The sequence below is a fragment of the Vibrio sp. RW genome (assembly GCF_027587105.1).
Lineage (GTDB): Bacteria > Pseudomonadota > Gammaproteobacteria > Enterobacterales > Vibrionaceae > Vibrio > Vibrio toranzoniae.
Genome location: NZ_JAPPTM010000029.1, coordinates 1 through 14,064 on the forward strand (window position 1 = coordinate 1; position 14,064 = coordinate 14,064).

Genomic DNA, 14,064 nt, shown 5'->3' on the forward strand with positions numbered 1-14,064 from the left:
ATTAGTACAGGGCATTATAATTCAGTAGCTTAGTATGCTTTGCAATATAGTATTTTAACTATAAAAGAGAAACTCTAATATCAAGATTTTCAGCAGACTCAAGCGCATCCTGCACATCGATACCAAGATAACGCACTGTGCTTTCGATTTTCTTATGACCGAGTAACAACTGAATGGCGCGTAAGTTTTTGTCTCGCTTGTACAGAATAGAAACTTTAGTTCTGCGCATGGAGTGAGTGCCATACAAACTGCTTTCTAAACCTATGGATGACACCCATTTATGGACTATGCGATCGTAAGCTCGGGTGCCAAGATGAGGTACAGTATGCTTTCGTGATGGGAATAAATAGTCAGTAGCGTTTAATTTAGCGTATGCTATCCATTTGCGTAACGACTCACGGGTATATGCAATTATCTCAAACATCACCGGCGTACCGGTTTTTTGCTGCACCACACTGGTACGAGTGAGAATATCGCCAGAGCGCATCACATCAGAGACTTTCAACGCCACCAAATCACACCCCCGTAACTTAGAATCAATCGCGAGGTTAAACAGAGCCAGCTCCTTTAAGTTGTTGGCTATTTCCAGCCGGGCACGGATAGACCAAATTTCTTGTTGGCGCAGCGGCGCTTTTTGGCCGATGATCTTGCCTTTGTTCCATGGTATGCGGCTTGCCATGATAATGCTTCATTATTTTGCAGTGACATTTCTTTATCGACAGAACAGCGTAAATAATGACCGAACTTGATGTTTCAATTAACATCACATAGCACACTTTGGTATGACCAGCATTTGAGGTTATGTTAGATCAAGACTTGATTAAGCCGAATGCGCAAGTAAAAGTCACCGAACATAATTGGCATTTGAAATAGCAATGACCGCTTTGAGCTGCAAAGCAGTCATTGTTGTTGGTTTATGCGAATCTCCGCTTTTGGCACAGAGCCGCCCTTCGGCTCTAAATTGTTTCTGTCCAGAAATGAGTTACAACAATATGATACTTTAATACTCAGTTGTAGCTCGATTCAGACTTGGTAGTAGCAATTAGTATGAATCTTTATTTTTGAGCACATTTAATTTAAATCGGTACGAACAGGGTTAATTGGTTGTTTAGTATGTACTTATAAAGTCCTCTCCTACATGAGAATTCATGAGCCCCATATCAAAAAATTCTCAACTTATTGCTTAATATCGGTGAGAATTACACAAAGCAGGCTACAGGCTTTATTTAGAAAGGTTTTTCATAACATTTTAGGGGGTAAAACGTGTAACGGTGAATAATGATGGGGCTGTGGTCGCGGCTAACCGTATGGCGGTAGACCTCGGAATAAAAAAATTTGAAGCGTACTTCAAACAAAAGGACAAAATTGATCTGCATAAGGTCAAAGTTTTTTCGAGCAACTATGCTGAATATTTTGCCCTTAGCCAAAAAATGATGGGCGTGATCAGTACCTTCTCCCAGCGTCATCATTGTTACTCGATTGATGAGATCTTTCTAGATTTGGCTGGGCACACCGAGGCGCTGTCTGATGTCCGTCAATTTGGTCTAAACATCAGAAAAGAGGTTTGGCGCTGTTGTAGGATCCCCGTTAGCTTTGGTTATGCGAATACCCTCACATTGAGTAAAGTGGCCAACAAGCTGGCTAAGTCAAAGCGCGAATACTCAGGTGTCTATGTGATTGAAACAGAGAAAGAACGAGTCGAATCGCTTAAGAAGACTCCCATCAAGGATGTTTGGGGGATTGGACGAAAGTTATCAACCAAAATGAAGTATATGGGTATCTCTACAGCATGGGATTTCGCGTCACGACCTGTTGAAGAGATCCAACGTAACTTCAATGTCAATGTTGAACGTTGTCATCGGGAACTCAACAACGAGCCCTGTTTAAATTGGGACGACTGTAGAGACGATAAGCAAACAATCATGTCAACGCGTTCAGTGGGTATGCGAATAACAGATATCAACTCGCTTAAGCAAGCACTGAGTTTCCATGCGAGTATTGTTGCGCGTAAGTGCCGAGAACAGAAAAGTTCTTGCAGAACGTTAACTGCGTTTGCAAGTACATCGCCATATGACAGCAATCCGAAGAGCTTTAAACGGATCCATACGTTTGAGTATGCGACTAATGATTCGACCCGAATAACGAAGGCGGTTACCGACATTGCTGAGCAATGTTTTCAGCCTGATGTTCCGTACTACAAAATTGGTGTGGCTGCTCTCGAATTAGTTTCTGATAGGCAGCGACAAGTTGATTTATTTGCTGAACCTGAAGACCCGGCATTGATGAACGTTCTCGATACCTTAAACAATCGGTATGGGAGAGGAAGTGTTTTCCTGGGAGCTCAAGGCACGAACGAGAAACAAGAATGGGAAATGCGCCGTGATTTTCTCTCTCCATGCTTTACTACAAGGGTTTCAGACTTTCCCGTAATTCAATGTTGAAGAAGTTATTGTTCAAAGGTCACTTTAACAAAATCATATATCATATATTTTTTTGGAATTAACGCTCCTCAATACATTGACAATACCAATGCAATTGAGTTATTAATTTAAGTGCACATGAGCTTTGATGGGTAGTGCAAACTTCTTAAAGGTCGGCTCTTTTTTAAGGTCGATAACAATTCTTAATACATCAAAGTAACTTACTATGCCGCAGGCCATTAGTGATTAGGCGAGTCTGCAAGGATAAAAAATGACACTTTACTACTACTAGCAGTCATCCTTCGAGTAATCTTCAAAAACTCCAAGTGAATGACTGAAATATTTAAATACTTAAATTTTTTACTGTCATGCATTTGGAGGTCCCCATGAACAATTCATAACGCACCAATCTGTTTCAATACCGGCATCTAATGCCTATCAACACTCGCAATGGAATTATTCATTGTGCCAGTTTCGCACATCCGTAATTTGAAGTCGTAATCTTCAAACCGGTATGTGTGGCTATGTATGCGATTGAATCCAATAAATTGAGGGATATGAAAATGAAACTGCTCACTCAAGGAATGCTCACAGTTCGATACCTACTGGTTACTACACTGACAGCAACACTGTCAGTTGGTTGTGGCGGCGACAGCGGCGGCGGCTCGTCGTCATCAAGCGGATCAGGAAATGTAGCCCCTACAATCTCAGCACCAACTTCTATTACCATGAATGAACGAGCGACCGACTCCGTCACTGTTTATTCGAAAGCAGACCCCGATAAACAGGTTATCGTTCAATTTGAACATGTATCGGGGCCAGAATTGACAATCACTGAACAGCCTACTGTTGGAAACAAACACGAGTTCACTGTTACAGCACCAAAAACAAGTGAAGATGAAGTGTCACTCTACAAAGTAAAATCACATACGCTGTATGATCCATCCAATCAAAGTGAAGCCGAACTTGAATTCAACATAGACTTCCTTGACCCTCGTGCCATTGAAACTTCGAAGTATGCACTAGGGCAGGACTATGAACTTGAAGCAGTGATTGGGGCAGGTGTTGACTTGGAATTCGATCAGCCAAAGCAGAATCGTTGCATGCAGAACTATGAGGTAGAAATAGTTCCACACAGCAAAGGCTCGTCCTTCCATCAAGAACAAACGATCCACCTTGAATCAGCAATGGAATTTGCTCAAGTCAAGGCTGACCTTTCGATTGTAGGTAAAGTCAGCCTCGGAGATTTCGAGTACAAACGACAAGTAAATAAACGTAATGGGCAAATTGCTTTGTATTACTTGATGGAGTTAAACAAAGACCTTCAAAAGGTAGTTGCCCCTCATAAGGGTGAAGTGATGAAACTGAAACCTGAGTATCATGAGTTGCTCTCTAAGGATTATTTAGGGTATCGGCTAAGATGTGGTACAGGTTATGTGGCAGAGGTTTACACGGGGGCACAAATTGTCACTGGTTTATTGTTCGAATTTAGCAATTATGAATTGAAGGAAGAGTTAACGGCGAATGGAAAATTTGTGGTTGGTACTTTGTCACAGCTAAAAACCACCCTCAATTATCTAAAAGAAAAACACTCAAAGGATGTCAGCATAATGATATCGTCACATGTAAAGGGAGGAGATGCAGAGCTCATTTACAGCGAGCTTAATAACTCAGACATAATGAGTTGCACGAACAATATCGACAAGTGTATTGACGCCGTAAGCAGTATTAATAACGCTATAACGTCTAACTCGGCATACTTTGAGTCCGTGAAAACCAACCCTGCAGTCATCAAAGTTAATACCTTCTCTTACCGCAATTCTGTTGATTTACCTGCGGACTATCAAGATACCATTCTCACCCCTGAAGAGCGTAATGCGAGCGATGAAATACTGAAAATGTATGTTCACGAGTTATCGTACCAAAGCTACACATCAAAACTGAACCGACTTAAGATTTCATTTACTGACTTCGAAAAGCATGAGGATGCTGTTACAGCTTTTGAATCAGATAACAGCACTGTTTCTTCTCGACTCGAACTGATCAAAGACGCGAATGAACGTTGCCAAATGAATCAAATCGGTTGTGATGTGGTTTTATCAGAACTTAATGTTGACCTAGGTTCATACCCGCTTGTTTACCCCACGATGCCATGGATATTGCAATCAGAGTTAATTAACGAACGTGAAAAAGTAGACGTACTTTGTATCCCCAAAGATTGGAAAACTTGGGTTATCACAGGGGTAGGCCGAAAGGAGGAAGCTACGCAATATTACGAGCACTATCCAATGGCAGTAAGACTCAGAAAGATTAATGACGACCAGACATTGGGGGAAGAAAAATATATGACTTGCCGTGGCGGGCACCACCAAAAGTACAGTTGGCAACCTGTATCAGAAACCAACACGGGCACCTATTTCAATTCGCAACCTTCAGGCTATGTATGGTTGTACCCACAAACACCTGACTATATCTTAAAAGAATTAAAGGAAGGGACAAGCTTTAGAAAGACAATGCAGTATTTCGGTGCTGTGTTTGTTAAGTACAATGACGGTGAAGTAGTTAACCACTGGACAGACAAGAAGGCCCGGTATTACAACAATCTTGTGGAGTACGATTCTTTAGGCACTCACCAAGTTGTTACAGCGCCGAATGGAGGGTGGATAAGTGGATTTGGTGTTCAGCGTTCTGAAACAAACGTTCAGCCAATTGTCGCCTTTACTGCAAAGCCATTATAAATTCTGTTAAATGAGAGGGGGGAGTCCCCCTCAATCAATTTTTTTATGCGTCATCTTCTAACAGAAAAATCACCTCATTCAACCCAATCCTTTTGGCGTCTTTAAGCAAAGATTCAGGGTTTCTATATTGCTTGACGCCAGTAATATAGGTCGAAACTATGTAACGATTTTGCTCTTCGTCTACGATAGATAAATTGTAACCCTTAATAAGACTCCCCTTGAATGGTCGAGCTTCACCAATCAGCTTTGTCTCTTTGCACAAAGCAGTAAGACACGAAACATTCATTAATTCTGAAGCCTCCATAGTGTTCTCCATTACTTATTCTCCAGCTGTATAGTTTTCTTCTGTTCAACTCTCTTTATCACTTCAAGGGTCAACTGGACATAATATTCGACTTCATCTTGCTTCTTACGAATATCAGCTTCTTCTTGACTGCATTTTCTTCCCCAACGAAAGGCACTGAAGAATATGTAAAATGACATAAATATTGCCGACAAAGTCAAAGAGAGTGAGAAGAACTCATCTCTTAGCGCGAGTAGGTCTGGGACACTGGATTTAGAGAGTTCAAAGGCGGTTTCGGCATCCAGGAAATAAAGAGAAGTCAGTACGACTGCCAATAAGCAAGCAATAGTGATCCTAACGAATGCTATAAGCACGCGTATCGGTGAGTGTAGGAGAAGTGACTTTAGAACGATTAAAGCACGGTATCCACTTGTATCAACAAGCTTGTCGTCAATCTCGTTACGTAGTTCACTAGTGATTTCTTGGGTTATTTCTATTGCTAGGTTATCTGATATGTGAGCTGACATGATTCATTCCTCTTAGTGATAATGCAAAAACGCAAAATCACAATAGGCTTCAATCCATCAACTCTCAACAGATAGTTGGTGTTTTTTGTTAAACAATGATATATATTCATTTTCTATGTAACGGGTTTCAAATCTGTCTACAAATTGAAAGAAATTGTAACGGGATGGTGTTGTGTATATTGCTAACATTGTCGATATCAATCAGAATTGAAAACCGATGATAGAGTAAGATTGTTCAAGTGGGCCAGATGACTAAAAAGACAGAACGACGTAACAACGAACTGGATATGCGTTTTCTATCAGTCACTAAGACCGCATATAAGATCCATATCCATTTACCGGATGATACGGTGACAAATCGGTCCATAGGATACCTTAAACAAGGCAAGGAGCAGGGTTACATTTCCGCTTTGAAGCTAAGAGACCAGATAGGTATAGAGGCATGGGGAAAACATTGGAAGCGAATCCTGAACGACCCCAAAATCTTTCATAAGTTGCCGAAGAACTTGGAGCCACAATTAATGGCAGACAAGAATAGTTCAAATCAATACTACAGAGCGATGCCTGTCGTTAATGGTAAGAGGGTTTGTTTTAAGAGAAGCATAAACAAGTACGGAAAGCTTGGAGCGTATTTAGCGTGTAAGAGAAAGCTGCTTGACGCGTACGAGGACGATCTTGAACTGTTAAGTTATATGGGGCGGGTACCTACTATATATCTCAAGTAATCTACGTGCACTCTACCAATACCAGCTATATGCCACCCATTTGTGGGTTCTGTCTCCTGGTTTCGGATGATCACCCAAACTAGGCACTACGTCATAGGTGCATAGCATCATTACAGCATATCCGTCGCTAGCGCGATACCCGGTTGCAGACATGTATTCGTCAAGATCAGCTTTATTCATAGCCTCAATTTCACCTACATGAAAGAACTCTCCATTGTGGTAACAACCTTCTTCGCTGGTGGTATCCCAAGCATTGTATTTATAAGGAAAGGGATGTTCTTCAGCGCGTGCTTGCTTGAAGATAGCAAACATGATGATGACTAAAACAGCAGCCGTGAAAATATTTGAAGTCTTGTTATTGTCCAATTGTCGGATCCTCAGTTAATTTGTACTTGTTTGGGAGCGCTGCAAAAGTCGTTTTTTGCCAATGCATATCTAAGCTATAGAACGCGCAAGTTGTGCATATGAGTTGCTGATCAGTAACAATGAAATTCAATGGGATCCCTTGCACAAGACTCGAACTAGCCATAATGACTTGAAGTTTTTGATCAGAATGAGAAAAGGGTTTAGTCATGATTCCATTAGGCGTGTATATCTCCACTGTGTCGTCCAGGACGCCATAATTAAAGATGGCAACCAAGTCAGATTCAGCACCTAAATAGATCCCTTTGAATGGTGGTTCGAGTGTGATCTCTGTCTCTAGAAACTCAGTCACTTTTGTAGACGGCCCCATATCTTGGCAACCCACTATTAATCCTAATGACAATATAAGCTTGGTCGGCTTCATCTCTAGCTACATTCATAAACTCGTATAAATGCATCATATCATTGCTGATTAAAATATTGCAAAGTTACATTAAAAACAATAGGCTTTTTTTAGCGGGTTTTACCTGATTTACATGCTAGTTTATGGTTGGTTTTACCCGGAACACGTAACTTTAGAAATGGAGCTTTATGATATGAAAAATAGCTTGATAGCTGTATGTGTGTTTATTGCATCAACTGGCGTCACGCACGCCTCTACAACAATAAACCCTAATCCAGGTGAGAAGGTCTCAACAATCGGAAACGTTGTTCAAACAGTAAACTCAACTGCAAATAATGCGTGGTTCTCATTAGTGGAGCAAGAATATGCTCTTAATGGTGGTTTCGGTGAGCGGGTATCAAACTACTATGTGGTGAAACATAACTTTGCTGGTCGCGTAAATAGTGATGCCTTCGGGGAAACATATTTTCCTGTGGAAACACATGTGTACGTCCCAAAATCTGAGTATTCACATATGTTGAATGCACAAGACTTTGGTAGTGCGCGGGGCGTATCTTTAACACAAATGAATAACTTTGATCGTGAGATTGTTATCACTAGCCGCACTGCTCAAGATATCGGTGTACATAATCCTACTAACGATGTTGTCTTTGATACTGCTGCTCTGAACCTTACGGACCTATATGATAACGGAAAAGTAGGGTCATTCGACCTTGTCGCAACTCAGTACCATGGCCAGGCTAATTACTACGAAAATGAAGGCCACGATTTCTATTCTCAGCATGGCCTATATTCAAACTTAAGCCAACTGGATACTTCGTTTGATAAAGGTGTAGTAGTAGCACTTGGTTTAACAAACAACCGGTACAGAATTGAAGATCTACCGTTGATTCAAGATACAAACGAAATCGTACACCCCAAGTACATTTACACTACAAAAGATGCGTATGTTGTCGCACATCCGAGTAAACAAAAATATGCAAACAGCTACCAAATTGATGTTCACTTTCCATTGGATTCAAACTCGACTTCGGGATACAAGTGCACTCTAGATGCTTCGTTCACTATGGTGGATGAAGTCAGTGCCACATCTGACTGGTCATGTGCCCGATACTAAAACCCTAAAATGACCAATGGCCGCTCAAAAGTTATAACACTAACTTGGGCGGCGTTTTGTATAAGCTCTATAGATCCTGCTTCAATGTCTTGGTTACTCAAACACCTTGAAAATCCACTTCTCAAATAGAATTCTTATCATTGCTTAATCTAATATATTAGATTATATTGATGCTAATATATGTTATTTTTGGAGGGTGTTATGTTTATAGCTAGGATATTTCAATACTCACTTAAACACTTGGCTAATGGTGCCGCTCGTGTCTACATAAAGAACAGTGACGCGTTACAATCGGCCAATTTTAATGCTTCAGACGACATCTCAACTGATATCAAAAAGCACAAGGTGACCATCAAAAAAGTAGCCGGTACTGGCGATATGATTGTTAAGAACACTCAACGAGGCGCACTTGTCGAGATTAGAAACAAAAAATTGGCTGAAGCTTTCAAAGGGATAGACCGAGTTACTGTCACTTTTCGTAGTAACGTTATTACTATTCAAATCTCAAATGCTGATAAAGCACGTTTAGAAAGAGAACAAACAGTAATTCGAAAACTCATCAATAGAAGACCTTTATCGTTTGGAAGCGTCTATAGTGGACTGGCGTTATTGAGCCTAGCTATCAAAGAAGGAATGGAGCGGTGCAATATAAGAACACAGCATGCTTTTAGCACTGATATAGAAGAGCTGCCCATATCAATTCAACTAGAAGGGAACCCTGTTTGGAAAACTCCAGCCCCCGATGCAATAGCGATCGTTGATGATATCAGTGAACTTGATACTTCTTTAGTACCACAACTGGACGTCGTTGAACTCGGATATCCATGCTGGGGGATGTCTAAACTATGCCCAAAAGGGTTAAGAGACACACAACACCCTGTCGCGGGTGCGAAATTTATCCCTACAGTGAACAAATTGCGCGAACTCAATCCCGCGATCATCATCTTGGAATGCAGTGTCCCATTTCTCTCCAGTGATACATATTCACTCATGCGACGTGAGTTACCAGGATACACCTTCTCAGAAACTAAAATTAATGGTTACGAAAACGGTGACTTCGAAGAAAGAGAGCGCTGCGCAGTAACAGCAATCTCTTCTGGTCTGCCAAATATTGGACTGAATCGTTTTGCACCACCAGCTTGCGTTGAAAGAAAGCCCATTAGCTCGATCATGGAAGACATTGCAGATAGCAGCCCGTTATGGAAAAGATACGAACATGTCGTTTCTAAACTGAATGACAGCCGACTCAATTTTAAGCACAAATTGTATAAAGGGGATGAGGATAAAATTGCTGCGATTCCAGCTACATATAATTCTCCCAAAATTGGGTCACCAATGATTGCTCATTGGAAAAACAATTATCAGAGACTTATTACATGGCAGGAACATTCGAGAATTCGAATGGTACCGGAGTTGATGGAGAAAGCTTTGCGTAGGGTAACAACAGGTGACCACCCATTAGTAAGTTCACGCGGTAACGTAACAGTAGTCCACCAAATGCTTGGTAACTCTGTATCGCCGAAGGCATGGCGAAACTTTGGCGAATTTGTTGGTGATTATCTAAATAGAATCCGCCAAACTTACGAACTAGCACTATGTGCTTAATTAGAACTGTGTTGTATAACACTCAATGTAGGGTTATTGTGGTTTATTAAAGTAAAATGACATGGATTGGTAATGTTTCGCAAATTTCTCTTTCACGCGATAACCTACATTCTTCTGGCTTTAGTTTTCATCTTGATCAATACAATAAGCACAATCGAAGACCTCAGCGAAACTCAAGTACTTCACGTCAATGATGAATGGGGAGGGGTTAGAATAGACCCTGAATCACTGTCGAATATGATCGACGCCCTCAATCAAGTTGACAATACAAGTGCCGATGGATTTCGCGAGCTAAACTCTGTGTTTGACGGCGCGCATGAATTGGAATTCAGAGAGAAAGAATCTTTAATTGACCGGGCTTCAGAGGAAGTTACCAGTACACTCCATGATATTCTGGTGATTGAAACGTATTTGGATGTGCTTGTCGTTTCTATGGTTGTCAGCCTGTGCCTATACATTCTTCTTCATTTAGTTAATGAATCTTGGTGTGCAATCTGTAACACTAAAACAGGAGCACCAATCATAAGGGTTGTACTGCTGCACCCTTATTTATTGGTGATCCTGACCTATGCAGCATTGATTCTGTTTTTCAAAGACAACTAGTCATAAGGTATGTCGAAGTCAAACGGGTCTTCCTCTTCTACCATACCCACAACTTCCGATTCGTCCTTTAGTTCATAGTGGCTCAAATTGAGGTGTGCTTCTTTAATCCTGGTTTCAACCAAAGCATGAAAGTACTCATCAAAGTTTATCTCGATCACCCTTCCAACAGTGACGTCAAGACTAGTACCTGAAAGGTCAATTAAAGACCCATCGTCACATACAATGAGCTCGTAGTTATTGTATTCATTAATAAAGTAGAACCACTCAATAAACTCACTCATTGAACAGTTAAGAGGCTTTAATTGAATTGAAAGTCGATCAGGTGAAGTATCAAATAGAAAATCGCCTTCGTCATCTCTAAAGCCATGAGTGCTTGGCCCTTTCTCTTCAGAATCCACGATTTTGGCTCTTCGTGTTGTCATTTCGTGTCCTTTGTCATTTGGCCTTATCAACTGTTTGAATCGGCATGATTAATTGGAGTTATCAACTGATTTTGTTGATATCTAGGTAAAACTTGTTGACGATTGGGTGTCGATCTGTGATTCATTTCTGAACAAGGATCTAAACCTTTAAATTACTAAACACAATATGATACTTTTAATCTCAATATGGGGTGTTTTTCTCAATATTACCTATTTTTATAGGTCATTTATGTATAAGTAACAATACTTGAAAGGGCGCTAGAATGGAATCAGGCTTGCTGACATACGAACAAGTTGAAAAGAACAAGTTGATAGCGAAAAATGTTGCGTTAGAGTTGAGTAACGCTATCACGCAATCAAATTTAGCTGCAGTGCTAAGTGTAGGCGACATGACAAACGTAGAGAATACGATTTCGACCTTGCTGGCATATAGCGAAGATTCCAATTCAAGCCGTGTCACGGATAAGTTGTCACATACTCAAGTCGTGAGAGAGGCTAACCGAGCCATCGTTAAAATGCTCATATCCGGTTACGGTGTCACGCAAATCTTGAAGCTCAGCTTCTATGATCATCACCTTGCGGCGATTGACGGGGAACCAAGGGTAACGCTTAACATCCATGAAGAGATTGAGTTGAAATCAGTAAGCGAAGATCCTGACCTACTTAAGAGTACAATTAGAAATCGAAGGTTGGCAGCTCGAGAAAATCTTATCAGGCTACTACCCAGCGAATACAATGACCTCACTGTGGTTAAAACAACCGAGGGTAAGCAATACACGATCACACCAACAATCATACCTATTGATTCACTCCTTTTATTAGCCGACGAAAAATTAACTGCAGACTTTTCACCTAGCGTCAGATCCTACATAAACCACTTAGCAAAACTTCATGATGGCCTATTACACATCGATAAGAAAATGACACAGATGTTTAATGGGCCAAGAGGGCGTCAGATTTGATTAGGTATTCACGAAACAGTATCGACGGGGTTGATGTGTTGCGTCTGGATGAGCTAGAGCTTGTCGAAACCGATTCATATCCACTGTTTACGACATTACGCCAGCAGAACATCAAAATCGTAGCAAATGAGATTCCATTAGGAGAGGGAAGGTACCTGCGATTGATAATGCATACCGGTAATGCATATTTTGAGCTTGCCTTGCAAGGAAACGAAGAAGGTGAAATGGAACTGCACTGGTTCAATGAATACTTATTTTATCAGGGTAAGATCTGCTTTAACACGGCTTTAAACAACGAAGGCATAACGCAATCCATCGTGTATGAATTAAGAGAGGACTTGGCAGCTTTGCTCATAGATAACATGGAAGCAATGATCACTTCATTTAACACAACAATAAGAAATGAACTCGCAATGGAGATAGAAGAGTGTAAAAAACTGTATCGTGAAGGGTCGATACTTTTACACTAAACTTACCATAAACTAGCAACTTTTCATAAAGCTAGTTATTCACGGATGAAAATTCGAATATGAATATAAATGACACTATAGGTAAGTTGGAAAAAGCCAACTTAGAGTTCCAGCAGTTTCTAAACAAGCATCAGTTCAGGGTGAAAGGTGTATCCAGCACTTATGACTTAGTTATCGATAATATTTTGTCTGAAAAGGTGATTAACGCAAGTCTAATAGGTACTTACGCAATTGGTTCGAACCTTTTGGTCATGCCATATCACCTAGTTGAACAAGACCCGCAAACCATGCTGGTGGAACGTTCAACTGTCCTGGGCTTGAAGGAGTATGGCCACAGAATCAACATGCCTGAGCTTACGGAGAACAAGATCTTTTTCTGCAAGAAGGCATTGGCCAAAGCAACGGCTTGGCGTCGAATGACACCTCCACGAGTGTATAGAAATGAAAAAGGGCATATTGCGTCGGTTTTCCCTCTGAACCGACTCATTGCCACGGCAGCACACTATTACAGGGCGAATGCGTTTGTGGCGATAAAAACCGGCCAATCGATCGTGTATTTGGCTATCCATGATGATATCCATCAACTGAAACCTTAGAGTTGTATTTAAAATGGCTTTGATGTATATCTAACATATTAGATAAAGATGGGGTTAGGGTATTATGCATAGAAATATGAAAAGTCACTTGCTAATGCTATTTGTGACGCTTGTATCTGGGAAAGTATTAGCTGAAGAATGGAGAGGGCTGACAGTAGAACCTGAATTTCGCTGCAGCCCATATGACAAGAAAGAGCAATATCCCTACTCGCAAAGTGTCGAGGACGATATCGTTGCGTCGATGGGCGGTGTTGTATATGGCCCTTACACCGGAACCTATTTTGAAAACGACCGTGCCACCGACATCGAGCACATAGTGAGTACAAGCGAAGCCCACGACTCTGGACTCTGTAAAGCAACACCGGAGAAACGTGCCGCCATTGCTCAAGACCTTCTGAATTTGACGCTAGCAGCCCCTAAAGTAAATAGATGTAACATTGGCGGTAAATGTGGTTACGACGCAGCAGAGTGGCTACCAGAGCGAAATAAGTGTTGGTTTGCAGCGCGTGTCGTCCTTGTGAAACAAAAATACGGTCTTAGTGTGGATCGAGCTGAAGCAACTCGCTTGGAAAGTATCATAAGCAATTGTGATAACTTTGAAATGCAGTTCAACGATGCAAGTCAGGTGACTGCTGTCGATCAATCACCTCCTGTGACCACACAAGTGGATGCTTTGACGCTGTACGATGACAATAACAATGGTCGAATTACTTGCAGCGAGGCTAGGGCACATGGCATTGCCCCGGTGCGTCGCGGCGACATAGCATACGAATTTATGCGAGATCCTGACCAGGATGGCGTTGTGTGTGAGTGAGTAGGTAGCTTTTAAG

The 14,064-nt window shown here is 41.2% G+C and carries 15 protein-coding genes; 9 read left to right on the top strand and 6 right to left on the bottom strand.

From position 1 onward, the window contains the following. Window positions 1-58: 58 nt before the first annotated feature. Window positions 59-679: a tyrosine-type recombinase/integrase gene (locus OCT63_RS18200; protein ID WP_269984234.1), complete on the bottom strand. Its 621-nt coding sequence runs from the start codon at window positions 677-679 to the stop codon at window positions 59-61. 592 nt (window positions 680-1,271) lie between these two features. Here OCT63_RS18200 and OCT63_RS18205 point away from each other — a divergent pair. Further along, window positions 1,272-2,441 (top strand): Y-family DNA polymerase, encoded by a 1,170-nt coding sequence (locus OCT63_RS18205; RefSeq protein WP_269984235.1) that lies wholly within the window; start codon window positions 1,272-1,274, stop codon window positions 2,439-2,441. A 542-nt stretch (window positions 2,442-2,983) separates the two neighbouring features. Then, window positions 2,984-5,158 carry a hypothetical protein gene (locus OCT63_RS18210; protein WP_269984236.1) on the top strand — a complete coding sequence of 725 codons (2,175 nt, stop codon included), beginning with the start codon at window positions 2,984-2,986 and terminating at the stop codon, window positions 5,156-5,158. 43 nt (window positions 5,159-5,201) lie between these two features. Here OCT63_RS18210 and OCT63_RS18215 read toward each other — a convergent pair whose 3' ends face one another. The 4 genes from OCT63_RS18215 to OCT63_RS18230 all read right to left on the bottom strand — a co-directional run bounded on the left by OCT63_RS18215 (window position 5,202) and on the right by OCT63_RS18230 (window position 7,480). Then, a complete protein-coding gene (locus tag OCT63_RS18215) occupies window positions 5,202-5,462 on the bottom strand; it encodes a hypothetical protein (RefSeq protein ID WP_269984237.1) in 261 nt (86 codons plus the stop codon). An 11-nt stretch (window positions 5,463-5,473) separates the two neighbouring features. Then, window positions 5,474-5,968: a hypothetical protein gene (locus OCT63_RS18220; protein ID WP_269984238.1), complete on the bottom strand. Its 495-nt coding sequence runs from the start codon at window positions 5,966-5,968 to the stop codon at window positions 5,474-5,476. 737 nt (window positions 5,969-6,705) lie between these two features. Further along, window positions 6,706-7,059, bottom strand: coding sequence for a hypothetical protein (locus tag OCT63_RS18225; RefSeq protein WP_269984239.1), 354 nt, complete (start codon window positions 7,057-7,059; stop codon window positions 6,706-6,708). Then, a complete protein-coding gene (locus tag OCT63_RS18230; protein WP_269984240.1) occupies window positions 7,049-7,480 on the bottom strand; it encodes a hypothetical protein in 432 nt (143 codons plus the stop codon). The genes OCT63_RS18225 and OCT63_RS18230 overlap by 11 nt, the downstream gene beginning before the upstream one ends. Window positions 7,481-7,652: 172 nt before the next feature. Here OCT63_RS18230 and OCT63_RS18235 point away from each other — a divergent pair, with 172 nt between their 5' ends. The 3 genes from OCT63_RS18235 to OCT63_RS18245 all read left to right on the top strand — a co-directional run bounded on the left by OCT63_RS18235 (window position 7,653) and on the right by OCT63_RS18245 (window position 10,784). Further along, entirely contained in the window at window positions 7,653-8,576 is a 924-nt protein-coding gene (locus OCT63_RS18235) for a hypothetical protein (protein ID WP_269984241.1), read from the top strand. 201 nt (window positions 8,577-8,777) lie between these two features. Beyond that, window positions 8,778-10,181 carry a hypothetical protein gene (locus OCT63_RS18240; RefSeq protein WP_269984242.1) on the top strand — a complete coding sequence of 468 codons (1,404 nt, stop codon included), beginning with the start codon at window positions 8,778-8,780 and terminating at the stop codon, window positions 10,179-10,181. A gap of 72 nt (window positions 10,182-10,253) precedes the next feature. Beyond that, window positions 10,254-10,784 (top strand): hypothetical protein, encoded by a 531-nt coding sequence (locus tag OCT63_RS18245; protein WP_269984243.1) that lies wholly within the window; start codon window positions 10,254-10,256, stop codon window positions 10,782-10,784. Here the strand turns inward: OCT63_RS18245 and OCT63_RS18250 are convergent. Further along, complete coding sequence (locus tag OCT63_RS18250; RefSeq protein ID WP_269984244.1) at window positions 10,781-11,206, bottom strand: hypothetical protein; 426 nt, start codon at window positions 11,204-11,206, stop codon at window positions 10,781-10,783. The genes OCT63_RS18245 and OCT63_RS18250 overlap by 4 nt on opposite strands. 263 nt (window positions 11,207-11,469) lie before the next feature. Between OCT63_RS18250 and OCT63_RS18255 the strand changes: the two genes are divergently transcribed. The 4 genes from OCT63_RS18255 to OCT63_RS18270 all read left to right on the top strand — a co-directional run bounded on the left by OCT63_RS18255 (window position 11,470) and on the right by OCT63_RS18270 (window position 14,048). After that, window positions 11,470-12,168: a hypothetical protein gene (locus OCT63_RS18255; RefSeq protein ID WP_269984245.1), complete on the top strand. Its 699-nt coding sequence runs from the start codon at window positions 11,470-11,472 to the stop codon at window positions 12,166-12,168. A 35-nt stretch (window positions 12,169-12,203) separates the two neighbouring features. Further along, window positions 12,204-12,638 (top strand): hypothetical protein, encoded by a 435-nt coding sequence (locus tag OCT63_RS18260; protein ID WP_269984246.1) that lies wholly within the window; start codon window positions 12,204-12,206, stop codon window positions 12,636-12,638. A 59-nt stretch (window positions 12,639-12,697) separates the two neighbouring features. Then, a complete protein-coding gene (locus OCT63_RS18265) occupies window positions 12,698-13,234 on the top strand; it encodes a hypothetical protein (RefSeq protein WP_269984247.1) in 537 nt (178 codons plus the stop codon). A 76-nt stretch (window positions 13,235-13,310) separates the two neighbouring features. Next, on the top strand, window positions 13,311-14,048 hold the full coding sequence (locus OCT63_RS18270; protein WP_269984248.1) for an excalibur calcium-binding domain-containing protein: 738 nt from the start codon (window positions 13,311-13,313) through the stop codon (window positions 14,046-14,048). Window positions 14,049-14,064: the final 16 nt, after the last annotated feature.

Excerpts from the sequence above, each read along its gene's own strand:
- OCT63_RS18270 (WP_269984248.1), top strand. The coding sequence starts at position 13,311 with ATGAAAAGTCACTTGCTAATGCTATTTGTGACGCTTGTATCTGGGAAA.
- OCT63_RS18230 (WP_269984240.1), bottom strand. The coding sequence starts at position 7,480 with ATGAAGCCGACCAAGCTTATATTGTCATTAGGATTAATAGTGGGTTGC.
- OCT63_RS18220 (WP_269984238.1), bottom strand. The coding sequence starts at position 5,968 with ATGTCAGCTCACATATCAGATAACCTAGCAATAGAAATAACCCAAGAA.
- OCT63_RS18235 (WP_269984241.1), top strand. The coding sequence starts at position 7,653 with ATGAAAAATAGCTTGATAGCTGTATGTGTGTTTATTGCATCAACTGGC.
- OCT63_RS18265 (WP_269984247.1), top strand. The coding sequence starts at position 12,698 with ATGAATATAAATGACACTATAGGTAAGTTGGAAAAAGCCAACTTAGAG.
- OCT63_RS18245 (WP_269984243.1), top strand. The coding sequence starts at position 10,254 with ATGTTTCGCAAATTTCTCTTTCACGCGATAACCTACATTCTTCTGGCT.
- OCT63_RS18200 (WP_269984234.1), bottom strand. The coding sequence starts at position 679 with ATGGCAAGCCGCATACCATGGAACAAAGGCAAGATCATCGGCCAAAAA.
- OCT63_RS18215 (WP_269984237.1), bottom strand. The coding sequence starts at position 5,462 with ATGGAGGCTTCAGAATTAATGAATGTTTCGTGTCTTACTGCTTTGTGC.
- OCT63_RS18240 (WP_269984242.1), top strand. The coding sequence starts at position 8,778 with ATGTTTATAGCTAGGATATTTCAATACTCACTTAAACACTTGGCTAAT.
- OCT63_RS18210 (WP_269984236.1), top strand. The coding sequence starts at position 2,984 with ATGAAACTGCTCACTCAAGGAATGCTCACAGTTCGATACCTACTGGTT.
- OCT63_RS18250 (WP_269984244.1), bottom strand. The coding sequence starts at position 11,206 with ATGACAACACGAAGAGCCAAAATCGTGGATTCTGAAGAGAAAGGGCCA.
- OCT63_RS18255 (WP_269984245.1), top strand. The coding sequence starts at position 11,470 with ATGGAATCAGGCTTGCTGACATACGAACAAGTTGAAAAGAACAAGTTG.